This is a genomic window from Rhodococcus sp. FH8, assembly GCF_019266085.1.
In the GTDB taxonomy this organism is placed as follows: domain Bacteria; phylum Actinomycetota; class Actinomycetes; order Mycobacteriales; family Mycobacteriaceae; genus Rhodococcus_F; species Rhodococcus_F qingshengii.
This window is the reverse complement of record NZ_LPNQ01000057.1, coordinates 1663066-1687491: the sequence shown is the minus strand read 5'-3', so window position 1 is coordinate 1687491 and position 24426 is coordinate 1663066. Positions and strand designations below refer to the sequence as shown.

The following is a 24426-nucleotide window of genomic DNA, read 5'->3' as shown; positions in this document are numbered from 1 at the left end:
GATTCTAAGGAGCGAAATTCATACATGCAGGACAAAACGGTCAACTAGTTCTCGTCAACATCTGCTCGGATTCCTCGGAGAGAGTCTGGTTGACGCTGGTAGTGCGCAGCGTCGCCGCACAGACCAACGCACCGAGAGCTGCGATGAAGGCTGCGACAAACAGTGCCAACCGAAGTCCACCGACAAAGTCGTCCGGTGGTCCGCCGGGCAGCATCGACTGCGCCGGAAGGAAGGCGCCGAGCACGGCAACCCCGACTGCGATGCCGGTCTGCCGGAACGCGTCGTTGATCCCTGCGGCCAATCCGGAATGGTTCGAAGTGCTTTCGCCCAGAACCAACCCACTCATGACGGGGTTGAACACCCCGGCCCCCACGCACGCGACAACAAATCCGGGAAGTATCGCGTACGGCGAACTGGTCACGTCGACGACGGTCATCATGACCAGCCCCACCGAGACGAGTAGAAGCGAGCACGTCAACGAGACCGAGACGGGGATGCGCCCGTCCAATTTCGCGGTGGCGCCCGCGACGACGAACATCGCTATCGTCGCCGGTAGATACACCAGGCCGGCGTCCACGGGAGACAGATGCAGCACGTTCTGCAGGTAGATGGTCGTGTAGACGAACACCGCGAACAGGGAGGCGGAGATCGAGAACGCTGCGATCTGCGCTCCGGCGAAGGCCCGATTGGCGAGCAGATGTGGGGGCAGCATGGGCTCGGTGGTACGAAGCTCGTGCAGGGAGAAACCGATCATGGCGGCCGCGGCGATCACCGCGGCGATCATCGGCTGCGGCTCGAACCACCCATCCTCGTTACCGCGTAACAAACCGAACACCAGAGCTGCCAGGCCGGTGGACACCAGAATCTGCCCGGGCACGTCCGCGCGGCGAGGCCGAGGATCGCGTGACTCGGGAACCCACCGCACCGTCATCGCCAGTGTGATCAACCCGATCGGAACGTTGATCAAAAAGATTGCGCGCCAATCCAACAACTCGGTGAGCAACCCGCCCACCAGTGGGCCGACGGCAAACGCGCCCCCGATCGTGGCGCCGTATGCAGCCAGAGCAGTCGCGCGCTGGGGACCCTTCTCGAACACGTCCGCCAGCAAGGCAAATGAGCAGGCGAAGAGTACGGCACCGCCGATACCCTGAGCGGCCCGCGCGAGGTCGAGCACCCAGATGTTCGGCGCCAGAGCGCAGAACAGAGATGCCGTGGTGAACCACAGAATGCCGATGATGAAAACATGGCGTCGACCCCGTCGGTCTGCCCACGATCCGGCGCTGAGAACCACCGTCGCCAATGCCAGCGTGTACGCGTCGATCACCCATTGCAGGGCGCTGACTCCGGTATCGAGATCGGATGCGATCGACGGCAGGGCGGTGTTGACGACGGCGATGTCGAGCATGAGCATTGCGGTGCTCACGCATACTGCCAGCAAAGTGGCTCGTCGTACTGCGGTGTTCTTCGGGGTGATCGGTGCGGTCATGGCCCGTCCTGATGGTCGAAGGGGTGTGTACTCGGAACACCCTGCGCTCCGACGCTTGGGACATATCGGGCGAAATGCTTGGAACCCGCATGGTTGATAACTGCCGTGTTACTCGGAATCCGTCACCACCTGCTCGGTCGAATACGCACTCTCCCAACGGTTAATCTCTGGTCATGGAGACCAGCCAGTGGGTGCGACGGGTGTTGGTGGTGGAAGACCAACCACTGATGCGTGCGCTCGTCGGTGACACGCTCACACACGCCGGGTTCGTGGTCCGTACGGCCGGATCGGCGGTCGAAGCGCTCACGGAGTTCGACGGATTCGATCCTGACCTCTTGGTCACGGACATCGACCTTGGCGTGCGGCCGAACGGCGTCGATCTCGCGAACATCGTCACCGTGAAGGCTCCGCATTGCGCGATCGTGTTCCTGACGAACTACCCCAACGCATCGACAGCGCCAGGTTCTGCGGGTGTGCCGCCGAAATCGCTGTTCGTGGACAAGGCGGCTGTCCAGTCGGCGGATCAGTTGATCGGCGTAGTGGAGGCCGCGTTGACGGAAACCGAGCCACCGGCGCTCGGGAGTGATCCGGACTCCGCCTTGTCGAGCCTCACCAGATCACAGCTCGATCTTCTGCGTTACATCTCGCTCGGGTGGTCGAACAGCGCAATCGCAGCGCATCGTGGGTCCTCGATCCGAGGTGTGGAGAAGCTCATCGCGCGCACTCTCGAGAGCCTGGGATTGACGCACGATTCGTCCACCAATCCGCGAGTGCTTGCTGCGAGTATCTTCATCCGCCATTTCGGTGTGCCCGAAGTGACCGACTCGGTGTGAACCCGCGCGAGTGGTGGCTTCGACTCGGTGATCGGAACATCGTCACCAAGTGGTCCTGGATTCTGACGCTGCCGTTCGCGGTGACCGTGATGGCCAACTACTACCTGTGTACCGGGGTGCGCGAAGTAGGCGTGATGGCAGTCGGCGCCTTCGCGACCCACTGCGTCGTCGGGCTGATGCTGCTGATGGCGAGGGCTGTTCTTGCAGCACACCGATCGCAGCTCGCAGCCCTGGCCCTGTTCGCAATGATCGGCGCGATCCGCCCGTTCGTCCTCGACGCGATCACCCGCTCGCTCGAACTCCCCGTCGACCCCAGACCGATGCTCGTCCGGGTGGGACTCAACGTCGTGTGCAGCGTTGTCTTCTTGTCGTTGACCGCCGTACTGGTAAGCGCTCTCCGTGACCGCCTCGCGCTGCAACGGAGTTTGAAGGTTGCCGGGGCCGCCGTCCAACTCCAACAGACCCGGGATCGATTCCGCCTCGACCAAACCCGTGCGCAGTGTCGGCGAGAGCTCGAGCGCAGTATCGAGACAGTCATGCACGCGGTTGCTGAAACGGAACTCGAGGGCGTACGAGGAGCAGCGCTCTTGAAGCGAATCTCCGACGACGTGGTTCGCCCGATGAGTCATCGACTGTTCCGGGAGATTCCCCCGATCGAATCACCGACGCCGACTGTGCGGCTGACGGCGAGAGATCGACTGATCGGCGTCGTACGCAGCGTTGAACCGGCGCCACTGTACGTACCGGTGTTCGCGTACACGGCACTGGTGACCGTCTACCTGCTCACGACTTACGGCGTGACGTTCACGGCGGTCCAGCTCGGCGTCGGTTTCTGGCTCTTCGTCGGTGGCAATGCGTGCGCTCGCCGAGTTGTCAGCAGCGGAGACGGCCCTCTGAGACGGATCGCGACTCTTTCTGCGGTGTACTGCTCGAGTGCGCTGATCAGCAGTACCGCGACGTGGCTGCTCCTGACGGTGTTCGGCCGTACCCCGACTTTCTATCTCTCGTCGATGGCCGTCTACCCGTTGGTTGCGCTGTCCGTCTGCCTGATCAGGGCTGCGGATACGCAGCGTCAGGACGAGGAGCGTCAACTCCGCAGCGCCCTGAGCCGGCAAGCGCTCGATGCAGCTCGTATCCATGCCGAGCTCATGCACACCCGACGCGGACTGGCCAGGTTGTTGCACTCGTCGGTGCAGGGCGAACTCGTAGCGGCCGCATGGTCTTCGGGCAGCGTTGCCGGTCGCCCAGTCGATGTTGCGGCAACCATTGCCCACATTCTCGACGGCTTGGAAAGCGACCTGTCTGCGTCATCCGATCAGCCGGCTGACTCCGATGCCCGAAAGCGTATCGATGATCTTGTCACGGTGTGGCGCTACGCAATTCCGGTCGTCAGTCACGTCGACGACGAAGTCTGGGCGGTGATCGGTTCCGGCTCCGCTCGGCTCGACAGCGTGGTGGAGATCCTGTCGGAGGGCCTGACCAACGCCGTGAAACACGGTGCAGGAGGGCCCGTCTCCCTCGAGGTGACACTCTCCGATGCTCGGGCGGTAGTAGTGCGGATCAGTTCGCCGGGTCGGCTGCCGGTGGCTCGGGACTCAGGGATCGGGCTTGAATCGCTCGCCGGTACGGTAACGTCCCTCGAACTTGTCGAAGAGGAATACCGGGTGGTCCTCACAGCCGTGCTTCTGTGACACCGTGAGTGGCGATGTCGTGGAGGCCGAACGTTTCGCCAATGGCCGGATTGGCCGCTTGTACGGTCGCAGAAATGGAATCGATTACTGCGCAGCTCATCCCACTCGCCACCGGCGTCGTCATCAGCCCGATTCCTCTGGTTGCGATCATCGCGATCCTGCTGTCCACTCGGGCGAAGGCAAATGCATTCGCGTACACCGCGAGCATCGTGCTGGCCGCGACAGCGATCACAGCAGCGACGGCACTCTCGACCACCGGAGTGGAATCGAAGTCCAGCGGCAGCGCGCATACCGTCCAGACGGTGTTCGCCGTCGTGTTCACTGTCGGTTTTCTGGCGCTCGCGTACTCGAGTTGGCGTGGCCGTCCGAAAGACGATGCCGAGCCGGCGATGCCGTCGTGGCTGGCACAGATCGACTCGATGCAACCGGCCAAAGCTGCGGTTCTGGGACTGTTGTTGACCGTACCCAACGCGAAGAACCTGCCGCTCGAACTCAAGGCAGGTTCGATCATCGGTGGCGGGCACCTCGGCTGGGTATCAGTGGTCGCGTACTCCGTTCTGTTCGCGGTAGCGGCGTCCATCGCTTTGATCGTGCTGTCAGCATTGGCTGCCGTGCCCCCGGCGAAGGTGACCGATGCACTGAGCGCCACCAAAAGCATTCTGATCCGCCACAATGCAGCAATCATGACCGTTTTGTTCCTGATGCTGGCAGCATTGGAACTCTCGCACGTTGTCGAAGCCCTGTCGAAGTAGCAACTTGTTTTCGAGGAGAAATCGAATGACGATCACACCCAGCGAAGCGCCGGTAGTCGAGACAACGTACGGGCCGGTTCGAGGATCGACGGAAGGCTCGGTGTCGAGTTGGAAGGGGATTCGTTACGCGGCACCTCCGGTCGGTCCGCTGCGATTTCGCGCGCCGGTTCCGCCGAAGCCATGGACCGAGGTCCAGGACGCAACAGAATTCGGGCCGTGTGAGCCGCAAAGTCGACTCGCGATGATCCCGCTCGGTGAGAACGTTCCGATGGACGAAGACTGCCTGTTCCTCAACGTGTGGGCACCGGGCCCCGTCGGTTCTGATGCGCCGGGTAAACCGGTGATGGTCTGGATTCACGGCGGAGCGTATTTCCGCGGAGCGTCCAGCCAACCACTTTTCGACGCAACCACATTGGCTGAGAACGGCGACGTTGTCGTCGTCTCGATCAACTACCGCATCGGTGTGTTCGGCTTCGTCGATTTCTCGTCCTTCAATTCGAGTGAACATACCTTCGAGCCCAATGTCGCTCTCCGCGACATGATTGCAGCGCTGCAATGGGTTCAAGGCAACATCGCGGCTTTCGGTGGCGATCCCGACAAAGTGACGTTGTTCGGCGAGTCGGCAGGTGGCGGCGCGGTGACGACGCTGATGACCGTCCCGTCCGCTCGCGGCCTGTTTCATCGCGCTATTGCCGAAAGTTCGCCCGCCACTTCGGTGTACGGTAGTGAACGTGGTGAGATCGTCGCGAAGCTGTTTCTCGAGATCTTCAGCGGCGGAAGCGATCTGGGTCTGTTGCGGTCCACGTCTGCCGAAGACTTGATCGGGCCGTCAGACGAACTGTTTGCTCGCGTCCCCCAGGAGACGCCTGGCACTTTGGCGTTCGCGCCGATCGTCGACGGTGATCTGCTCCCTGACTACCCGGTGCGCGCGTTCCGTCACGGCAATGCACACCCGATTCCGCTGATCATCGGAACCAACAAGGACGAATCTTCGCTCTTCCGGATGATGAAGTCGCCGTTGATGCCGATCGATCCCGTCGTGATCACGTCGATGTTCGCGGAGATCGCCGACGAGCATCCAGGACTCGAGCTACCGGATCATTCTCAAATCGAAGGCGCGTATTCGGGACTGTCCAAGCTGGGCGCCGGTCTCGGTTTGACCCGTGATTTCGGATTCCGGCTGCCTACGTTGTGGATCGCCGAGGCGCACAGCAAGGTTGCGCCGACGTGGTTGTATCGCTTCGACTACGCGCCGCCGATGCTCAAGGCGCTGAAGATCGGTGCGACCCACGGCACCGAACTTGCCTACGTCTTCGGCAACATCAACCACGGGGCACGAGACATTACCTACAAGTTGGGTGGCTTGAGCGCGGCACGTCATGTCTCTGAGCGCATGCAGGCGAGGTGGTTGGACTTTGCCAGAGCTGCAGGCGATTACGACGCCGGGGACGATCGCGAACTGGGTGCGGACCCGGGGTGGCCCACTTACGACACCGACACACGCTCGACACTGTTGATCGACAAACGCGATGCCGTCGTCGCTGATCTCGACCGCGAGATCCGGGAGGCGTGGGGTGAGACGGTGATTGCATTCACCTGACGGTTCAGCCCTGCTCCAATTCGGCCAGGTAGTGCGAGACGGGTCCTACGGTGAGCATTCCGCTTCCGGCGCCGGCTATTTCGGCGGCGGCAGGTAGGAGCGCCGCTCGCGCACGCTCCTTGACTCGACGGTCGCCGACCGCAGTCGCCGCTGCGGCAGTCAAGCACCACAGTGCCTCGGAGAGTAGGTCTTCGGGCGGGTCCGGCAATGCCTCGACGGCCTTCGCTGCTTCGTTCGTCTGCCCCTGTGCGATGAGCAGGTGTGGCCGGGCCCAGGGTTCGTACGGGCCCCACTGCGTGGTCGGGTCGAAAATCGCCGGCAGTCCCCGCCATACGCGGAGGGCGAGAATTGCGAGAGGGAGTATGCCGTCCGCGAGACCCGGCATGCCGGCATCGGAAAGATTGACCGCCGCAGCTTCGTACAGCTTCTCGCAGTGCGCGGCCTCCGCGCCGGCAGCGGCAGTACGCATAGCGCGAAACCAGGTGGTGAACACCGCTGCCAACGGGCGTTCGTGACGTCCGGCCAATCGATCAACGGTCTCGGCATGTAGCTCGGCTGCATCGAATTGCCCAAGGGCGCTGAGGGCTTGCATGCGGATCAGATGGCCGAGGATCTCGAAGGTAGCCAGGCCGTGTCGAATGGCGAGGTCGACCAGTTCACGGCCGATGTCGTCGCGCTCGGAGGCCAGACCGTTAGTCCAGAACGTCTGCATGAACAATCCGTTCAGAGCGAAGGCCAGGAGCCCTGGATCGTCGAGAGCGCGACCGATCTGTACTGCGGCACGGGCACATTCGAGACCGTGATGACCGGGCAGTCCGCGCGATTCGAGTGCGATTGTCGCCAACAGTCTCGCCCGAGCGGGTTCGTTGCCGGCCGGAAGTCGATCGAGAGTGCGCTGAGCGGCCTCGACGATCTGCGTAGCCTGCCGAGGATCGTCGGATCGCGTCCAGATCCCGGGCACGTCGTAATTGCCGATGATCCGCGCGGTGAGTTCGACGTCGTCCAATTGTTCAGCGGCGCCGATGATTGTCAGTCGTTGGTTTCGGGCAGTCTCGAGTCCGCTTCCGCCCGCAACTGCCAAACTTCGGAGGAGGCCGACGGTTGACTCCAATCTCGATTTCGATCCTGCCGCTACGGTCCGGTCGTACGCTGCCGAAACCTGACTGAAGATCTGTTCTGCCCCTACAGGATCCAGGCGGGTTTCCCGGCGGAGAATGTCGGACTCGAGGTCGTTCAGTCGTGGACCAGGGTCGATGCCCAACTCTTCGGCGAGTAACTTCCGTGCGCGACGTAGGACTGCCAGAGCATCGCCTTGACGATCGGACCGGTACAGCGCCAGAGCGAGTAGTCGCCAACCCTCCTCGCGCCAAGGGTGTTCCGTCACGTGGGCATCCAGATCGGGAATCGCTTCGGCAGCTCGCCCGAGATCGAGCTGCGCGGATGCCAAGCGTTCGACGGCAGTCAGACGCAGTTCCTCCAAGCGCGATCGCTCCGTTCGGGCCCAAGGCTCGTCGGCGAACTCCGCGTAGGCCGGCCCTCTCCACAGTTGCAGCGCGGTTCGGAGCAGTTCGAGTGATTGCGCCGGCGTCGAATCTGCGGCTTCTCGCACCAGTCTTTCGAATTCCCAAGCGTCGACCGCGTCGGGTGCTGCATGAAAGGCGTAACCGGGCCCTTCGGTGACAATGACTTTCGGCTTCTTTCGCGGCGCGCGATCCGGTTCGAGCGCACGCCTCAATGCGGAAACGAACGTACGTATTGCGCTGGTAGCGCCGGACGGAGGATCGACCCAGAGGTCGTCGACAATCACGTCCACGGGAACAACACGTCCGCGGGCGACGACGAGACGAGCGAGGACCGCTCGGTGTCGTGGACCCTTCAGATCGATCTGGTGTGAAGACTCGTTCCACGCGACCACGGGTCCGAGCACTCCGAAAGCCGGGGCTTCAAATGTGTGGTCTCGCATTTCCCCACGCTATCGCGCTCATCGAACGCTCATCGACTGCGGCGAAGCTGATTGCCATCACCCCGACCTGCCATCACCCCGAACTGCCATCACCCCGACTAACGAGAGCGATCGATGACTATCACCATTCCAGGCTTCGACTACCAGCAGATTTCCACAGCAGACGGAGTACGACTCAACGTCGCGGTCGGCGGAAGCGGAACACCACTCGTCCTTCTGCACGGCTTCCCTCAGACTCACCTCATGTGGCGTCACGTAGCCACTGCCTTGGCGTCGGATCACACCGTCATCTGCCCGGATCTACGCGGATACGGAGCCAGCGACAAACCGGTCGAGGAAAACCCGGACACCTACTCCAAACGAACAATGGCTGCCGACATCGTCGAGGTGGCCAGGAAATTGGGACACGAGAAGTTTGCCCTCGTCGGCCACGATCGTGGCGCACTGGTTGCCGTCAGAGCGGGGCTGGATCATCCGGATGTGATCACGCAACTCGGCTCGCTGGACGTGCTCCCCACCCTGGATATGTGGGACATCCTGCATGGATCGAATGCTGCTGTGGCGTTCCATCTCTATCTCATGGCTCAGCCACCTGGTCTTCCCGAGCAGATGATCAGCGCCAGCGCCGATGCGTTCTTCGAGTACTTTCTCGACGTGTGGACGCAGAACCGCGAAGCGATTCCGGTAGACGTGCGGGCGGAATACCTGCGCGCCTCACGGGAGGCGGTGCCGTCGATCGTTGCCGATTACCGGGCGTCGGCAGGCATCGACATCGAACACGATCAGTCCGATCGGGAGGCGGGCAACCAACTGCACATGCCGGTCACGGTCATTCAGCAGGACTGGGGCTCGATGCTCGGCTACGACGCCGAGGCCCTGTGGAAAGCGTGGGCGCCCGATCTCGAGCACCGCACGCTGTCCGCAGGTCACTTCATGGCAGAAGAGGCGCCTGCCGAAGTGGTCGAGGCGATCCGGACCCTACTCGAGAGGTAGTTTTGACGCTTCTCGGCTGTCGAGGTACTGGCGAGCGCATCACGTGCGTCGCGAATGGACGAGGGGGATCGATGGGTTTCTCGCTGCACTTCATGCGGTGACGAAGGACGTGCAACTCGATGTTGATCGGGCGGCGGTCGCCGCTTTCCTCGATCAGCACGGGCTGCGCGTGGTCGAGAGCCCGTACGGAGGCGAGATCGTCGACCGTGACGACAGGGCATTGACGATCGACGGGGCCTTCTCCGACCTTCATCTCGACTCGCTCGAGCAGAGCGATCCACTCAGTGGTGGAATCTTCCACGCGACGCTGTCGCCTGCCGAGTGCGCGTTCGTCTACGACCTCTGCGCGGCGGCTGGGTTCCTGATCGTCAACCCTCAGGGTGACCCGACGTTTCTCGTTCCCCAGCGCAATCACGAGCCCGACGACGTTTCCGAGTTGGAGGACGTCGTCTGGGTCGACAGCGCCGAGGAACTGGCGCGGGCGCTCACCGGTGGTTTCCAAGCGTTCCGCGAGTTTCGGGACCGCGTGACAGGACGAGCCGCCGGTGCCGAATGATCGGGGCCCGTCGGGTTGACGAAGGTCGGGTTCTACCGCTTGACCCCGGCCGCCAAGTCGTCGACGAGAACCTTGGCGGTCAAGGCGTATCCCGCGGCCTTGTAGTAGTCGAAGGGAATCACTCGACCAGCCTGCGCGGCGGGCAGACGCTGCCACGTCGGCGAGGTGTACACGCTGCCGGAGGCGCTGCGATCCAAGGCGAAGATGACGTCGGCTTCTTCGAGACGGTTGAACTGCTCCGATCCGAGCATCACGCGAAGGTCGGGGCCTTCACGGAGCACCTCGAATCCCAGGTCCTCGGCGACGGCGGTGCGGAAATCGTTCTGGAACCACGCGATCTGATCCTCCGCGGCGGCGACGAAGGCAACCTTCTTGCCGGCCATCAGCGGTTCGACGGTCGGGCGGACCTGAGCTACATGGGCGTCGTACTCGGCGAGTACTTCTTCGGCGCGATCGCTGCGCCCGATGCCGGTGAGGAAGTCCGACATGACCTTCCGCCACTCCGGGGTGAAGTCCTTGCCGACGGGCAGGACCGGTGCGATCTGCTGCATCCGGTCGTTGCCGTACGACCCGGTGTCCCACCAGCCGGCGCTGAGGACGAGAAGGTCTGCGCCGAGAGTCGAGATGTATTCGAAGTTGGGATCCGAAGCACCTTCGGCGAAGATCTCGACACCCGTGGCATCCGGGACCTCACGGCGTAGATGTTCGGCTGCGCCGGTCGGGTAGGCGGTCACCGGGTATCCGGCGAGGATCGACAATTCGAGGCCGTCCCGCGGGTCGAGGGCAACGACGTTCTGCGGGTCCGTCGGAATGATCAGCTTCTCGTCGCCGCGCGTGAACTCGAAGGTCTCCGCGTTCTCGGGCGTCGAACTTTCCGTGCTGCCGCAGGCGGCGAGAAACGCGGCCGCAGCGACGCCCGCGCCGACGCCGAAGAAACCGCGTCGCGTCAGGTTGTCCACGATCGCCCAGTAGTCGCGATCGGTCGTGGAGGGAGAAAGGAGTCGAGTCATGCTTGTTAGGTTAGCCTTAGGGGCTGTCTTCGGGAATGCTGAAACAGCTCCCGCGAACGCCAATAAATACGGCGAACACGCCAGCACAGAGAGTGTTGTCCGCGTCACCGGCAGGTCTGATTCACAACCCACTTTCGACCTCTGACGTGCATGACGTCACAACCGGCCGCCTCCTCGATCGCGATTTGGCCCTGATCGCGCCGACTATGCTGAGTTGACCAGCAGTACGATTTCGGAGGTTGCAATGCAGATCACCAGCGTCGGCCACGCAGGATTTCACATCCAGACCGAGGCCGGATCCATCCTGTGTGATCCATGGGTGACCCCGACGTATTTTGCGTCCTGGGTGCCGTTCCCCGACAACACAGAGTTGGACTGGGACGCGCTGGGCAATTGCGACTACCTCTACGTCTCGCACCTGCACAAGGACCACTTCGATCCGAAGAATCTGATCGCGCACGTCAACAAGGACGCCACAGTCCTGCTCCCCGATTACCCGGTGCCGGACCTCAAGCGTGAACTCGAGAAGCTCGGCTTCCACAAGTTCTTCGAGACGGAAGACTCCGTCAAGCACACCGTCAGCGGTCCCAAGGGCGATCTCGACATCATGATCATCGCTCTGCGCGCTCCCGCGGACGGTCCGATCGGTGACTCGGGCCTCGTCGTCTCGGACGGGGAAACCACCTGTTTCAACATGAACGACGCCAGGCCCGTCGACCTGGACCCGCTGACCGACGCCTTCGGGAAGGTCGACATCCATCTGCTGCAGTACTCGGGCGCGATCTGGTACCCGATGGTCTACGACATCCCGAAGGGCACCAAGCGCAACTTCGGCAAGCAGAAGCGTCAGCGTGGCATGGACCGCTGCCGCAACTACATCTCCCAGGTCGACGCTGCCTGGGTTGTCCCGTCGGCCGGCCCGCCGGTCTTCCTCGACGACGACCTGCGTTACCTCAACGACGATCACGGCGACGAGGGAAACATCTTCCCCGACCAGATCACGTTCCTCGAGCAGATGCGCATCAACGGCAACGATCGTGGTCTGCTGATGATCCCCGGCTCGGCCGTCGAACTTCGCGGAAGCGAGAAGGTCGCGCTGACGCATCCCATCCCGGACGCAGACGTCGACAAGATCTTCTCCAACAAGGCCGAGTACATCGAGAAGATGGCGCAGAAGATGGCACCGGTCATCGCCGCGCAGAAGGCCACGTGGGCTCCGGCCGAAGGCGAGCCGCTGCTCGACGGTCTCAAGGCCAAGTTCGAGCCGATCATGGCTCAGTCCGATCTGATCTGCGACGGAATCGGCTACCCCGTCGGACTCGTGATGGGAGAGGAGACGGTCGTCCTCGACTTCCCGAAGCGGATCGTTCGTGAGCCCATCGACGGAGAAGGTAAGTACCGCTACGGCTTCCGCATCGCTCCCGAACTGGTTCGCACCGTTCTGCGCGACGACGAGCCCGACTGGGTCAACACCATCTTCCTGTCGACACGCTTCACGGCGTGGCGCATCGGTGGGTACAACGAATTCCTCTACACGTTCTTCAAGTGCCTCACCGACGAGCGCATCGCGTACGCCGACGGCTGGTTCGCCGAGGCCCACGACGACAGCGCGTCTATCGAGTTGGGCGGGTACGAGATTCAGCGTCGTTGCCCCCACCTCAAGGCTGACCTGTCGAAGTTCGGTGTTGTCGACGGCACCAACCTCACCTGCGATCTGCACGGCTGGCAGTGGGATCTCGAGACCGGCCGCTGCAAGACGTCCAAGGGCCACGAGCTGCGCACCAGCAAGCTGAGCTGAACCGAGCTCGTCGGGTGACGGGATACAGCAGGTCGCTGATCGGCCTGGCGACAGCGCTCGCCGGGTTGGCCGGTTACGTCGACGCGCTCGGATTCATCACGCTCGGTGGGCCTTTCGTTTCGTTCATGAGCGGCAACATGACGCAGGCGAGCGTCGCATTTGCCGACGGGGTGTGGTCGACCGCGAGAGTTGCCGGCGGAATCATCGTGCTCTTCCTCCTAGGAATCGCGCTGGGAACCGTCGTCACCCACTTCACGGAGCGCTATTCGGTCCGGGCTCGCAAGGTCACGGTGCTCGCGGTTGTAGCCGGGCTGCTGTCCATCGGTTCGGTGATGAGCAGCCTCGACGTCACCCCCGGCGCGATCTCGGCGATGGCCTTGGCGATGGGAGCCGTCAACTCGGTGTTCCAGCGCGACGGCGAGGTGACGATCGGTGTCACGTACATGACCGGTGCGCTGGTCAAGATGGGCCAGCGTCTGACCGGAGCCTTTCTGGGTGGCCCGAAGTGGGCGTGGCTGCAGCACTTCGGGATGTGCGCGGGGTTGATCGCGGGCGCGGTGGTCGGTGCGCTCGTTCATCGGTGGATCGGTCTTCACGCTCTGTGGCCCGCATCGGCGTTCACGGTTGTTCTGATCGCCGTTGCCTGGCAGGTCTCGCCCCCGTCTCCGGCAAAGGTGTAGAAAGAGCCAGACACAAATCCGGGGGTACAGGGGGAAGCAGTGGATGCTCTGATCATCGTGGTGCTCGGACTGCTCGGAATCGTCGCGGCCTCGACGCTCGGAGCGCGGATCGGAGTCGCAGCACCGTTGATTCTGGTGATGGCCGGGATCGTTGTCAGCCTCTTACCATTTGTCCCAGCAGTGGACATCGACCCGGAATGGATTCTGGCAGGCGTGCTTCCGCCACTGCTGTACTCCGCCTCGGTCTCGATGCCGTCGATGGAGTTTCGGCGTGAGTTCGGCGCCATCGGTGGGCTTTCCGTTCTGCTCGTGGTCGTGAGTGCGCTTGTTCTCGGTGTGTTCTTCTCCTGGGTGATACCAGGACTCGGTATCTGGTGGGGCATTGCACTCGGTGCGATCGTGAGCCCGACGGATGCCGTCGCGACGTCCATCGTCAAGAAACTCCCGGTCTCGCCGCGGGTGGTGTCGATCATCGAAGGCGAAAGCCTGCTCAACGACGCCACCGCTCTGGTTCTGTTGCGTACTGCCATCGCCGGGGCCGCCGCATCGGTGTCGCTGTGGAGTGTGTTGGGCAAGTTCGCTTTTGCCGTCGTCGTGGCCGCGGTCATCGGAGTTGTCGTCGGCAAGGTCAACCTGATGGTTCGCGCCCGTGTCACCGATTCGACGGTCAACACGGTCATCTCGTTCACGGTGCCGTTTCTGGCGGCGATCCCCGCCGAAGAGTTGGGTGCGTCAGGGTTGGTTGCTGCAGTCGTGGCCGGGCTCGTCACCGGCTACGACGCTCCTCGGAAGCTGTCACCGCGACACCGGTTGTCCGACTCCCAGAACTGGCGCACAGTCGAATTGGTCCTCGAAGGTGCGATCTTCCTGGTGATGGGCCTCGAACTCTCGTCGATAGTCGACGATGTCCGGGTCGACCACGAGGGCATATCCACGGCGGTCTTCGTGGCGGCGGGTGCACTGTTCCTCACGATCTTGGTGCGGGCTCTGTACGTGGCCCCGCTCCTGCGAGCGCTCCAAGCGCGGGCGAATTTTCGTGAACGCATGAAACCCAGACTCTCCGACATCGCGAATCGCCTCGACAATCCCGAGGATTACCCGCCAGACGAACGACGCAGCAGGCGCCGGGCACCTTCGGCGAATCAGATGGAAAGGTTCAAGGTTCGGGTTCGGCGGACGGTTGCCGATATCGACTACTACCTTGCTGCGCCGTTGGGATGGCGTGAAGGCACGATCGTCATCTGGGCCGGCATGCGCGGGGCGGTCACTCTGGCTGCAGCGCAGACTCTGCCGGAAGACACCCCGAGTCGATCGCTCCTGATCTTGGTTGCGTTCCTGGTGGCAGCAGGCTCGTTGATCCTTCAGGGAGGAACGTTGAAGCGCGTCGTAGTGGCGACCGGTCCGGCAGCGCAGGACCTCACCGAATCCGAACTAGACGAGCATCGCAGGTTGCTCGACCTCCTCGAAGATGCTGCTGCGAGTGTCGTTCCGCCAGAGGGTCGGTCGAAGAAGAGGATCCGCCTCGACGTGATCGACGCGCAGCGTCAGGCACTGCTCGACGCACGTGACGATGGCGTGTTCGACGCACGGATGCTCGGATCGGCACTTGCCGCGCTGGATGCCGATCAGATCAGCCTCGAACTCAAGGGCGGTCCGGACGGTTGATCACGTGCACAGTCTCTTTCGAGCGGACGTCATCATTGCCCGCGTGATCACGCCGTGCAGTACCTGAACGGGTGCGAAGTAGATTCGGCCCGCGCGGTTCTTCAGCTCCACGGCGGTGACGACGTGCAGGAGGCCGGCGTCGTTGTCGGCCTGAACCGAGGCGACGAATCGTAGGTGTTTCTCGTCCGCTTCGATGAGGGCCTCGCCGTCGGCGATCTTGTCGACGGCAAAGGTGTCGGGGCGTCCCTTGGCGATGCCGAGCAGTCCGACTATCCGCTCCCTGAGCCAGAACATCGCGAGGACGGGTGCGGGGACATTCCTGACGTCGAAGACTGCCTGCGCCCACTCCTCGGATGTATGGGTCGGAACAGACGGGATGGTGATCGTGGTGGCTTCTGCCCAGTCCGGTGCAGGCATTGCCTTGAAAGCGAGTGTCATTTCGTCCTCCGTACGATGCCGTATGGAACTTACCCATACGGTACCGTACGGAGGTGACGAATGCCCGCGCCCGACTCTCTCGCGACCAGTGGATCGATGCAGCTTTCCAGGCTCTGACAAGCCATGGGCCTGATGCAGTTGCAGTGGAAAAGGTGGCGCGCACGCTCGGATCGACCAAGGGTTCCTTTTATTGGCACTTCGCCAACCGCGACGAATTGCTGCAAGCTGCGCTCGGCCGGTGGGAAGTTTTGGCAACCGAGAGACTGATCTCCTCCGTCGAGTCCTCTGGTGAACCGGCGGAGGTGAGGTTGCGTCGTCTGGTGGATTCGGTCACGACCGGATTGGCCGGTCGCCGTGCGGAGTTGGAACTGCTTGCCGGGATCGGCCATCCTTTGGTTTCGGCGGCGGTTCGACGTGTCACCGAGCGTCGAGTTACCTACATCGTGACGTTGTTGGTCGATCTGGGGATGGACAGGCAGAAAGCGGAACATCGTGGCGTACTTGCCTATTCGATGTACCTGGGGCAGATGCAATTAGTACACAGTGCGCCCGATGTGGTTCCTGGCAGCGGTGCGGACGCTCAGGCGCTCGCCGACGAGTTCGTGAACATGGTTCTGGCCAGGTAAGTCCGCCGTCGAACGCAGCGTGATCTGCGCATCACCCTGCGCTTTCAGGTGAGGGACCACACATTGCGCGTAACCCATAGTTACAGATACTTTGAGGTCAGCTGAAGTGGGGTGCCGGATATGTCGACATTTCCCGGAGGCGCAAAACCGTTTCACGACAGGAAGAAAGGTGACTCACCATGAGCGTTGTGCTTATTTCGTTGCTGGTCGCCGCTGGACTCACCGTGCTGGCCACCAGTGACGGTGCCGGTCTGGACTTCGGGAGTCGGCAGCTGAACCGCCAGTTGAAGACCCGCACGCACCGGTAACCCCGGAAATCGGCCGGCTCCACGCGATACTTCGCGGAGCCGGCCGTTTGCGTTGTTCCGGTCAGTTCACTCCGAGATCTACCAGCCAGGCCCGGGTGCTGCGGGCGACGATGCCCAAGGCAACGGCAGAACCCGTCGCGGAGTCGAACGCGACGCTGTCGGCAGATTCGAGTCCCGTGTAGAGCTGGGAAACCCCGACTGCTGCGCCCGCTCCGATGATCGGCGCAATCGACGCACCGAAGGCGTCGGGCGTCACGGCTTCGAAAGTTACCGCGCGCGAGAAGTGTTCGGCGAATGCCTCGGCCAGTTCGATGCCGGTGATCGCCGGAATCTGTCCGATGTCGACCGCGTCCGGTGCTACGTCGAGAGTCAGGGCCGCAACGGCTGCATCAGCGACGTCGAGATGTGAACTCCATGCGACCGCGAGATCGGCACGTAGTGGGTAACGCAGGACCCCTTCGTCTTTCACCCCCGACAGCATGGTGGGCAGAAGAAGATTCTCGAGGAACAAACGCGGGGTCAGGACGGTCACCGCGATACCTTCGGCGCGGAGTCCGTCGACGAGCTCGGAGAGAACGGGTGTGTTGGGACCGGCAAGCGGCGAAGTAGCGTCGCGGGTCACCGTGCCGCTGGTAGAGATCACGAACCGCGAAGGACCTGTCACTCTTGCTGCTGCCAGAACGTTGTGGGCGTAACCAGCTAGCGTCTCGGTGTCACCGGCGAGTGGCAGGTGGAAGAACACCCCGTCTACCCCGCGATAAGCGTCGGCGAGAGAGTCGACTGACGCATTGTCCGCGACAACGGTGTTCGCACCCTCGAACGTCTGGTCGGGGTTGCGGGTGATTGCTCGGACTTCGGCACCTGTCGATCCGGCGAGAGCCGCGACCAATCCCGCGAGAACGGGAGAACCCTGTGCGCCGGTGGCGCCATGCACTGTGTAAGTCATGACGCCTATAGTTCAGATTGGGAACCAGTTACTTCAAGTGAACTAATGGGGAATCGATGAGTGAATCAGGTCACGTGCTTCCGGAGTGCGGCGTCGCGCGCTTTCTGCTGGTTCTGGACGGACCGTGGGCAACGCTGATCGTTCGTGAGCTCACGCACGGCCCGATGCGCTTCACGGAACTACGACGCGCATTGCCCGGCATCAGTCCCAGGACACTTTCCGCCAGACTCAAGCGATTCGAGGAGTTCGATCTGGTGACCCGGACTGCCTACGCCGAGGTGCCGCCGCGAGTGGAGTACGAACTCACCGCGACGGGGATGGAACTGCGCTCCGTGCTCGAAGCGATGGTCGAGTGGGCGGATCTGGCACTCCCCGTTTCGTGACCCTGCCCTCAGTGCGGGCCCGAAAGTCCAACCCGCAGAGCGCCGCAGGCCTCGAACATCGCATCTTGACCGGTATGGCCGACACCGGTGGTGTTGACGAAGGCATGGATCAATCCATTGTGACGCCTGAGTGCAACCGGGACTCCGGCCTCTCGCAGCCGGTTCGCGTATTCCTCACCCTCGTCGCGTAGTGGGTCGAAACCGGCGACGGCAACGTACGCGGGCGGTAGGCCGGCCAGGTCCGGAGTGAGCAGCGGTGAGACTCGCGGGTCGAGAGCCGAAGCGCCGCCCGACAGGTAATGGGCTGCATACCAGTCGAGTTGGGCGTCGGTGAGAAAGAAGTCGGTGCCGAACATCTTGTGCGAAGGGCGCTTCGACGAAAGGTCCACCCAGGGGAAGAAGAGCAGTTGGAATACTGGTTTGACGTCGTCTTCGGTCGTGGACTGCGCGACGACGGCAGCCAGGTTCCCGCCCGCGCTGTCTCCGCCTACCGCAATGGATTTCGGATCTGCACCCAGATCTGTGGCATGCTCGACGCAGTACCGGAATGCGGCGACGGCGTCATCGACCCCGGCGGGGAACGGGAACTCCGGCGCTAACCGGTAGTCCACCGACAACACACTGACCTCGCCGTGGCGGGCCAGGAAGCGGCACACACTGTCGCCGCTCTCGAGGCTGCCGAGGACGAACCCGCCGCCGTGGAAGTACACCAAAAGTGGAGCGGGCGTTGAGACTCCGGCTGGGCGATACAGCCGAGCCGGAATCGCGTGATCCCCGGCCGGGATCTCGAGGTCACGTACCGTCTCGATGTCGATGGGCGTACCGCCGAACAGTCGCGATTCGGCGTCGATCTGAGCCCGTCCCTCTTCGACCGGAAGATGCTCGAAGCTCGTACCTTCGACCGCTGAGAGCAATCTCAGCGCAAGCTGGATCTCGGGGTGCAGAGTCTGCCCGTCGATCTCCTTCGGCTTGCCACCGAGAATGCGCTGCGCGCCGGTCGGTAAGGCGCCGACGACATCGAGCACCACCCGCGCAACACGATCTTGGACAGACATCTTCTCCGTGGACATACTCGCCTTCCGTCGGCTGATCACCCGTCGCTTGTACGTTACGAAAGAACTGGACAAATATCCAGGAATCTCGACGCTCGCGATCAGCTTGCCGGCGTCACCGTGACTGTGACGGGGCCCGCGTCGTCCGCGGTTTCCACTGTGAGAAGACGGCTTTGGGGGTTCCAGTTCACGATGTCGGCGCCCGCGACGTCGACGCCGCCGGGAAAGCCGCTTTCGGGTAGGTAGATCTCGGTCGGTGCCGTCACTGCGGGGTTCGGGGTGAACGTCAGCTGAAGGCGGTCAACGGTCGAGGACCATTCGGTGGGTGTGCCCGCGACGGCACGCGGATACGGCTTGTTCAGGGTGTCGACGAGGAGTGTCTGCGATCCGTCCGGCAGGTACGGGCCCCAAGGACCTGGATCACTGGACCAGTAGGAGACACCCGCGCCGAGTTCTCGGGCGGTCGTGTAGACGCGGTCGATGTAGTCGGTTGCGCCGGGCAGTGTTGTGTCGAGCCCGAATTCGCCGAGAATGATCGGAACGCCGCCGAGTACGTTGCCTGCGATGTGTTCGACGCTGTCGCGCCAGGTGTCGATGGTCGCGTCGGTGAGTGTGCGTGAGAGGCCGGAGTATCCGTCACCGAGGTCGAGGGGCAGCGGGTACAGGTGTGGGCAGTAGGCGATTCGCTGTTCGCCGGCTCGTGGGTCGTTGATCTTCGTGAGCCCGCTGGGGACACCTTGGTTGACGCCGACGGCCTGCGGGGCCACACACACCCAGCTGTCCTGATCAACTTCCCTGATGGCGTTGGTGGTTCGCTGATACAAGGCAGCGAGGGGCCCACCTTCGAAGGCGGGGCCTTGGAGGGAACCGCCCCACGGCTCGTTCATCAGGTCGTATGCCACGACGGTGTCATTGCCTGCAAAACGTTCGGCCACCGCCTGCCAGGCGTTCGCGTAGTGCTCGACCAGTTCGGGATGTTGGCCGGTGGTGTTCCAGAAGTTGTCGAATGCACGCATCACACCGGGTTGGACGTAGTACAGCTCCCACCGGTCTTGAGGGCTGACCGGAAGGCCGTCCATGTAGGTCGCCCAGGCCGGCGCGCCGTTGCCGATGTTGCCGGCGCCGTTGCCACTGTTGCCCTCTGGTGTGATCGCGCCGGAGTAGACGTCCTGATGCATGTCGAGCATGACCTTGTAGCCGCGCTCGGCGTACCAGCTGACTCGGTCCTCGACGCGGTCCAGATATTCCTGGTCGTACTGTCCCGGCTCTGGCTCCACCGAACGCCAGGAGATCAGGAAACGCACGAAATTTGTTCCCATGTCGGCATGTTCGCGCTCGAGATCGGCTTCGGTGAACTTCGGCATGCCGTCGGGTGCGCTCTTTGCGCTCGACGCCGTGTTGAACCCTCGCAGGATCAAGGAGCGCCCGGCGTCGTCGGTCAGGTACGACGGTGGCACCGACGTGCCATCGGCGCTCCCCGACGTGGGCAGGCTGCCCTGAGCCGCGGCAATTCCGCCGCCCAGTATCAGTGAGCCCGCGACTATCAGTGCGGAGAGCGGGATACGACGCACGGAAACTCCTTCTGGGTGTGTGGATGGATTGACTTGTCCGAATGGGGATTCGGCCCTGGGCTTGAACGCTCGGTGTCGATTCACGTCGGTTGGCTTACGCTGGTCCGCCCGTTTTCGATGTGTCCGACGAGCACGCGCTTGAATTCAGGATCTTCGTCGACCGTCACGGCGGCCTGATACCAGCCGTCCACCGAACGCACCGTCCACTGAGAGTGTGCACCGGCAGCGAGTTTGCGCCGGTTTCCGTCCACATTGACCGTCAGTGCACGACTTCCGGAATTGGTCGCCGTCAGTACAAGCGTGCGCGTCCCTGCGTCGACAGTTGTCGAGACCTCGAGCGAAGCTGCCGCACTGTCTGTAGCTCCGCCGAACTCGCGCCTGAAACCGTTGGGACCCAACAGGGTCAGGCTGTAGACGCGATCACTGAGCGCAACGGTGTCGTCGACCTCACCGACGACGTCGTAATGCCGTGGCTCGTCGAACTCACCTGCGTACGGGTACATGGCCAGGTGCGTTGATGCGGCGCCGGTATTGACCAGATGGACCGCCAACGAGCCGGTTTCCGGGTTCACCGTCGTGTAGGCGTCGGGTTGATAGGGAAGTGCCCGTGCTGGTCTAGTGCCGCTTTCCTGCAGAGGCATTCTCTGTTCGGTGGGCGGGGTCGGTGTCCACCGCGGTTCCAGCGGCGGAGTGGGTTGCGGGCGCGCCAAAGTCGGTCGACTACGCGGGTTGGCGAAGTCGAACGCCGACGTCAGGTCGCCACTCACCGTGCGTCGCCACGGGTCGATTTCCGGTTGCGTGATTCCGAACCGCGTCTCCAGGAACTGCGTGACGGACGTGTGGTCGAACACTTGTGAACAAACGAAACCGCCAACAGTCCACGGCGAGATGATCGTCATCGGCACCCGCGGGCCGAGACCGAGCGGCTGATTACCGACCCATTCGGCTTCGACCGAGCGCGGTGGTCGAGGTGGCGGTACATGGTCGAAGTACCCGTCGTTCTCGTCGAAGTTGACGATCACGGCCGTCTTCGCCCACAGATCCGGATCGGACGCGATGACGTCGAGTACTTGATAGAGCAGTGTTGCGCTCGCCGCAGGTGACGAACCCGATGGATGCTCCGAATCCACCTCGGACGGAACGAGATAACTGACTTGCGGCAGTCGGCCCGACTCGACGTCCTTCCTGAACTCGGCGGCCAGTGTGCCGGGCCGGGATCGGTACAGCGCGCGATCGTAGAGTTGGCGATCAGCAGGCGACAGTTGGTCTGCAGCATTCTCGAGGGCCAGTACCGCTGCGTCCTGGACCGGCGCCGGCATCGACGGCAGGGCGAGATAGAACCCGGCCAAGGTCTGGATTTCGTAGGGGAGCAGGCTTGGCCGACCAAGCAGCCCTGCCGCCACTTTCTTGAAGGCAGTGAAGTATTCGAGGTTGTTGTCTCCGAAGTTGTCCCACTCCTGGTAGGTCTTCCAGGAAATGCCGGCGGACTGCAACCGCTCGGGAACCGTCGTCCATCCGTAGCCGGCGTGCCAGGGGTTGTAGGCCGCATTGGTTACAGCTCGTCCCCCGGGACCGGGTGGATCCGAAGGCAGGACCGACTCGGTCGGATTAGGCGAAAGTGGCTCGTATCCGGTGTATCCAGAGACCCAATAGTTCCGGTTGGGGCTCGTCGATGTCGGTACGGAGCAGTGGTAGGCGTCGCAGATCGTGAACGCGTCCGCCAGTTCGTAATGGAACGGGATGTCTTGCCGGTCGTAGTACGCCATTGTCGTACTGGTTTTTGCCGCGATCCAACCGTCGTGCCAGCCGTCGGCGAGTGCGGCATGTCCGCCCGCCCAGCTGTGGTCGAGTCCGGTCACGTTCTGGGTGTCCATGCGTTGTGCCGCAGCGGAATCGCGGATGGGGAAGGGGAGCACAGGACCGGTAGGACCGGGTTGTTCGAAGACGCTGTGGCCGCCGCGCAGACGCAGCGCATTCGGATCCCCGAATCCGCGAACACCCCTCAGTGCGCCGTAGTAGTGATCGAAAGATCGGTTCTCCTGCATGACGAGGACAACATGCTCGATCGAATCGAGCCCGCCGGAGTTGACGGGTGTCGCCAGTACACGCTGAAGCGACGGCGGGAGAAGGGAAGTAGCGGCGACTGCAGTTGCACCGACCCCGGCGGCGAGAAACGACCGTCGAGAAAGAGAATTCCTGGACACTTGTGCTCCATCGATAAATCAATCAGTTCTATGACCACGGCCGCAACAGGCTGCTGCCGCTGCTCCGAATCGGTGCAGCGGCAACAGCGTCGAGAAGAATTCGATCAGGAACCGAAGAGACCGCCCAGTGAACCGAGGCTGCCCGAACCGCCGTTCCCGCCGTCGTCAGGCGCAGCAGAAACCTTGACGACGGATTCGTCCGACGCGGACTGTGTGAATCCACTTCGCCCGGCGTATGACGCCTTGATCCGATGATCGCCCGTCGATGCGAAAGTGTGCGTCAGTCGCGCCACTCCATCGACTCCGACGACAACGGGCTGTCCGATGGGTTGGTCGCCGTCGTAGAACTGAACCGAGCCCCCGCCGGGGTTGGGGGTGACCGTCGCGGACAGTTCTGCCGCGACATTCTGCTTGGTCGTCGCGGGAGCTGCCAGTGAGGTCGAGGTGGTGACATCGGACGGTGCGGGATCAGACACGGTGACCGTTTGAGCGGATGCCATCGACGGCATGAATCCTGTTGCGCCGGAGTAGTAGGCCGAGACGGCATGAGATCCAGCCGAGGTGAAGGCATGTTCCAGAGTGGCTTTGCCGTCAGCGCCCACCGGGATCGGAGCGCCGATATCTGCAGCGCCGTCCTTGAACTGGAGAGTGCCACCGGCGGGTGTCGGCGTGACCTGCGCCCTCAGCGACACCGATATGCCCGTCTTCGCATCGGTAGGAACGTTCACGGCAGTGTCGGTCTGCTTGACGACAGGTGCGGCAGTCACCGTGACCATTGCCTCGGTCGAGTTGGAACTCTGGAATCCGTTGACTCCCTGGAACGTTGCGGAGACCCGCGCGGTTCCGGCGGTGAAGAAGGTATGCGGTAGCCGGGCAGTGCCGTCGGCGCCCGGAGTGACCGGTGTACCGACGTCGGCGCCGTCCACCCTGAACTGCACGTTTCCGTTGACCGGAGCCGGATCCACCTTTGCGACAAGCTCGGTCGGTGTGCTGGCTTGGATCGAGCCGGGCATCTGGATTGTGGTGGTTGTCGGTTGGCTGACGTAGATGGTGGTCAGGGCCTGCCCACCGGCGTTGAGGCCGGAGTTCCTGTTGTCCCGCGGGGAGCAGTTGTAGCGCTCCCAGTAGTTGACTGTGAAGACATCCTTTTCGCGCTGGACGAATGTGAGCGCATTTCGGTCGTCGTCGTAGTTGGCGGAACCGGGATCGGAAACCCTCAGCGAAGGCTTGATCTCGGTACCGGCCGCACCGGCTTTGACCGTGACGTCGACTGCGGGGAGTCGGAACTTGGTGTTGGCACCGACGATGATGCCGTCACTCGATCGAACTGCGGAGGACGGACCGTTTCCGGTGGTTCGATTCGATCCGGAGATACGCAGGTGCGTACCGGATGCCGATGGATTACCGCCGTCGTCGATCCGTGTGACTGTCGGAGTGGCACTGTCGGATCCGAGGCCGTACGCACTGTCCGCCACAAGCTGGGAACTCACGAATTCGACGCCGGACGGGATGTCGAAGTCGTACTTGATCCGGGCCCAATGCACGACTCCACGGCTGGCATGGCCGCCGCTGTTTGTCTTCATCTCGTTCGGCTGCACGCGGTAGGTGACGGTCTCACCTGGTGCCGCGGTGGTCGGCGCGGTGATGGTGACTCCCGAGCCGAGTGTCTCGTTGAACGTGATCGGGCTTGCCACACCGTCCATCTCGCGCACATGGCATGCAGTTGTGAAGGCCACGCTCTTGGTCTCGGGGGCAGCAGAGGCGATCCCGCCGCCGACGATGGAGAACAAGCCGCCGGCCAGTACCGAGACGGTTGCAATCGCAGAGCCGCGTAGGAGTTTCGAGTTCATCGTCGAATCCTGGTTTCTGTT

Annotated in this window: 21 protein-coding genes; 12 read left to right on the top strand and 9 right to left on the bottom strand. The window is 62.8% G+C overall.

The window, feature by feature from the left end:
• Window positions 1-40: 40 nt before the first annotated feature.
• Entirely contained in the window at window positions 41-1486 is a 1446-nt protein-coding gene (locus ATN38_RS10805; protein WP_218747973.1) for an MFS transporter, read from the bottom strand.
• Between the two features lie 173 nt (window positions 1487-1659).
• Here ATN38_RS10805 and ATN38_RS10800 point away from each other — a divergent pair, with 173 nt between their 5' ends.
• From ATN38_RS10800 to ATN38_RS10785, 4 genes are all read left to right on the top strand, one after another.
• A complete protein-coding gene (locus ATN38_RS10800; protein WP_058226809.1) occupies window positions 1660-2319 on the top strand; it encodes a response regulator in 660 nt (219 codons plus the stop codon).
• Window positions 2316-4010, top strand: a complete 1695-nt coding sequence (locus ATN38_RS10795) for a two-component system, sensor protein (RefSeq protein ID WP_218747972.1) — start codon at window positions 2316-2318, stop codon at window positions 4008-4010. The genes ATN38_RS10800 and ATN38_RS10795 overlap by 4 nt, the downstream gene beginning before the upstream one ends.
• Window positions 4011-4084: 74 nt before the next feature.
• The gene (locus ATN38_RS10790) at window positions 4085-4762 is read left to right on the top strand and encodes a GAP family protein (RefSeq protein WP_054188372.1); all 678 of its coding nucleotides are present in this window, start codon (window positions 4085-4087) and stop codon (window positions 4760-4762) included.
• Window positions 4763-4787: 25 nt separating this feature from the next.
• Complete coding sequence (locus ATN38_RS10785) at window positions 4788-6362, top strand: carboxylesterase/lipase family protein (RefSeq protein WP_030536200.1); 1575 nt, start codon at window positions 4788-4790, stop codon at window positions 6360-6362.
• A gap of 4 nt (window positions 6363-6366) precedes the next feature.
• Here the strand turns inward: ATN38_RS10785 and ATN38_RS10780 are convergent, their stop codons facing one another.
• Complete coding sequence (locus ATN38_RS10780; protein ID WP_218747971.1) at window positions 6367-8325, bottom strand: BTAD domain-containing putative transcriptional regulator; 1959 nt, start codon at window positions 8323-8325, stop codon at window positions 6367-6369.
• 114 nt (window positions 8326-8439) lie between these two features.
• Here ATN38_RS10780 and ATN38_RS10775 point away from each other — a divergent pair, with 114 nt between their 5' ends.
• Window positions 8440-9318: an alpha/beta fold hydrolase gene (locus tag ATN38_RS10775; RefSeq protein ID WP_003942926.1), complete on the top strand. Its 879-nt coding sequence runs from the start codon at window positions 8440-8442 to the stop codon at window positions 9316-9318.
• A gap of 97 nt (window positions 9319-9415) precedes the next feature.
• Entirely contained in the window at window positions 9416-9874 is a 459-nt protein-coding gene (locus ATN38_RS10770; protein WP_218747969.1) for a hypothetical protein, read from the top strand.
• A 32-nt stretch (window positions 9875-9906) separates the two neighbouring features.
• Here ATN38_RS10770 and ATN38_RS10765 read toward each other — a convergent pair whose 3' ends face one another.
• Entirely contained in the window at window positions 9907-10884 is a 978-nt protein-coding gene (locus tag ATN38_RS10765) for an ABC transporter substrate-binding protein (protein ID WP_003942949.1), read from the bottom strand.
• Between the two features lie 244 nt (window positions 10885-11128).
• On the opposite strand from ATN38_RS10765, the gene ATN38_RS10760 reads away from it, so the two are divergent.
• The 3 genes from ATN38_RS10760 to ATN38_RS10750 are packed head-to-tail and all read left to right on the top strand — an operon-like array spanning window position 11129 to window position 15027.
• Window positions 11129-12682, top strand: coding sequence for an MBL fold metallo-hydrolase (locus ATN38_RS10760; RefSeq protein WP_003942885.1), 1554 nt, complete (start codon window positions 11129-11131; stop codon window positions 12680-12682).
• A gap of 14 nt (window positions 12683-12696) precedes the next feature.
• On the top strand, window positions 12697-13362 hold the full coding sequence (locus tag ATN38_RS10755; protein ID WP_003943143.1) for a YoaK family protein: 666 nt from the start codon (window positions 12697-12699) through the stop codon (window positions 13360-13362).
• A 39-nt stretch (window positions 13363-13401) separates the two neighbouring features.
• Window positions 13402-15027, top strand: a complete 1626-nt coding sequence (locus ATN38_RS10750; RefSeq protein ID WP_218747967.1) for a sodium:proton antiporter — start codon at window positions 13402-13404, stop codon at window positions 15025-15027.
• Here ATN38_RS10750 and ATN38_RS10745 read toward each other — a convergent pair whose 3' ends face one another.
• Window positions 15028-15465 (bottom strand): DUF2867 domain-containing protein, encoded by a 438-nt coding sequence (locus tag ATN38_RS10745; protein ID WP_007730272.1) that lies wholly within the window; start codon window positions 15463-15465, stop codon window positions 15028-15030.
• A 53-nt stretch (window positions 15466-15518) separates the two neighbouring features.
• Here ATN38_RS10745 and ATN38_RS10740 point away from each other — a divergent pair, with 53 nt between their 5' ends.
• Both ATN38_RS10740 and ATN38_RS32700 read left to right on the top strand, forming a co-directional pair.
• Window positions 15519-16091 (top strand): TetR/AcrR family transcriptional regulator, encoded by a 573-nt coding sequence (locus ATN38_RS10740; protein WP_050654987.1) that lies wholly within the window; start codon window positions 15519-15521, stop codon window positions 16089-16091.
• A gap of 179 nt (window positions 16092-16270) precedes the next feature.
• Window positions 16271-16399, top strand: a complete 129-nt coding sequence (locus ATN38_RS32700; protein ID WP_003943237.1) for a hypothetical protein — start codon at window positions 16271-16273, stop codon at window positions 16397-16399.
• A gap of 61 nt (window positions 16400-16460) precedes the next feature.
• Here the strand turns inward: ATN38_RS32700 and ATN38_RS10735 are convergent, their stop codons facing one another.
• Window positions 16461-17345 carry an SDR family oxidoreductase gene (locus tag ATN38_RS10735; RefSeq protein WP_218747965.1) on the bottom strand — a complete coding sequence of 295 codons (885 nt, stop codon included), beginning with the start codon at window positions 17343-17345 and terminating at the stop codon, window positions 16461-16463.
• A gap of 56 nt (window positions 17346-17401) precedes the next feature.
• Here ATN38_RS10735 and ATN38_RS10730 point away from each other — a divergent pair, with 56 nt between their 5' ends.
• Window positions 17402-17728 (top strand): helix-turn-helix domain-containing protein, encoded by a 327-nt coding sequence (locus ATN38_RS10730; protein WP_019745900.1) that lies wholly within the window; start codon window positions 17402-17404, stop codon window positions 17726-17728.
• A gap of 8 nt (window positions 17729-17736) precedes the next feature.
• Here ATN38_RS10730 and ATN38_RS10725 read toward each other — a convergent pair whose 3' ends face one another.
• From ATN38_RS10725 to ATN38_RS10710, 4 genes are all read right to left on the bottom strand, one after another.
• Window positions 17737-18798, bottom strand: a complete 1062-nt coding sequence (locus tag ATN38_RS10725) for an alpha/beta hydrolase (protein ID WP_082845714.1) — start codon at window positions 18796-18798, stop codon at window positions 17737-17739.
• Window positions 18799-18881: 83 nt separating this feature from the next.
• On the bottom strand, window positions 18882-20351 hold the full coding sequence (locus ATN38_RS10720) for a cellulase family glycosylhydrolase (RefSeq protein ID WP_058038483.1): 1470 nt from the start codon (window positions 20349-20351) through the stop codon (window positions 18882-18884).
• 80 nt (window positions 20352-20431) lie between these two features.
• Complete coding sequence (locus tag ATN38_RS10715; protein ID WP_218747963.1) at window positions 20432-22555, bottom strand: phosphocholine-specific phospholipase C; 2124 nt, start codon at window positions 22553-22555, stop codon at window positions 20432-20434.
• A 104-nt stretch (window positions 22556-22659) separates the two neighbouring features.
• The gene (locus tag ATN38_RS10710; protein ID WP_207624044.1) at window positions 22660-24405 is read right to left on the bottom strand and encodes an Ig-like domain-containing protein; all 1746 of its coding nucleotides are present in this window, start codon (window positions 24403-24405) and stop codon (window positions 22660-22662) included.
• Window positions 24406-24426: the final 21 nt, after the last annotated feature.

What these genes read in the sequence shown, in the direction of transcription:
- ATN38_RS10805 (WP_218747973.1), bottom strand. Translation starts at nt 1,486, where the DNA reads ATGACCGCACCGATCACCCCGAAGAACACCGCAGTACGACGAGCCACT.
- ATN38_RS10800 (WP_058226809.1), top strand. Translation starts at nt 1,660, where the DNA reads ATGGAGACCAGCCAGTGGGTGCGACGGGTGTTGGTGGTGGAAGACCAA.
- ATN38_RS10790 (WP_054188372.1), top strand. Translation starts at nt 4,085, where the DNA reads ATGGAATCGATTACTGCGCAGCTCATCCCACTCGCCACCGGCGTCGTC.
- ATN38_RS10785 (WP_030536200.1), top strand. Translation starts at nt 4,788, where the DNA reads ATGACGATCACACCCAGCGAAGCGCCGGTAGTCGAGACAACGTACGGG.
- ATN38_RS10780 (WP_218747971.1), bottom strand. Translation starts at nt 8,325, where the DNA reads ATGCGAGACCACACATTTGAAGCCCCGGCTTTCGGAGTGCTCGGACCC.
- ATN38_RS10775 (WP_003942926.1), top strand. Translation starts at nt 8,440, where the DNA reads ATGACTATCACCATTCCAGGCTTCGACTACCAGCAGATTTCCACAGCA.
- ATN38_RS10765 (WP_003942949.1), bottom strand. Translation starts at nt 10,884, where the DNA reads ATGACTCGACTCCTTTCTCCCTCCACGACCGATCGCGACTACTGGGCG.
- ATN38_RS10760 (WP_003942885.1), top strand. Translation starts at nt 11,129, where the DNA reads ATGCAGATCACCAGCGTCGGCCACGCAGGATTTCACATCCAGACCGAG.
- ATN38_RS10745 (WP_007730272.1), bottom strand. Translation starts at nt 15,465, where the DNA reads ATGACACTCGCTTTCAAGGCAATGCCTGCACCGGACTGGGCAGAAGCC.
- ATN38_RS32700 (WP_003943237.1), top strand. Translation starts at nt 16,271, where the DNA reads ATGAGCGTTGTGCTTATTTCGTTGCTGGTCGCCGCTGGACTCACCGTG.
- ATN38_RS10735 (WP_218747965.1), bottom strand. Translation starts at nt 17,345, where the DNA reads ATGACTTACACAGTGCATGGCGCCACCGGCGCACAGGGTTCTCCCGTT.
- ATN38_RS10730 (WP_019745900.1), top strand. Translation starts at nt 17,402, where the DNA reads ATGAGTGAATCAGGTCACGTGCTTCCGGAGTGCGGCGTCGCGCGCTTT.
- ATN38_RS10725 (WP_082845714.1), bottom strand. Translation starts at nt 18,798, where the DNA reads ATGTCCACGGAGAAGATGTCTGTCCAAGATCGTGTTGCGCGGGTGGTG.
- ATN38_RS10710 (WP_207624044.1), bottom strand. Translation starts at nt 24,405, where the DNA reads ATGAACTCGAAACTCCTACGCGGCTCTGCGATTGCAACCGTCTCGGTA.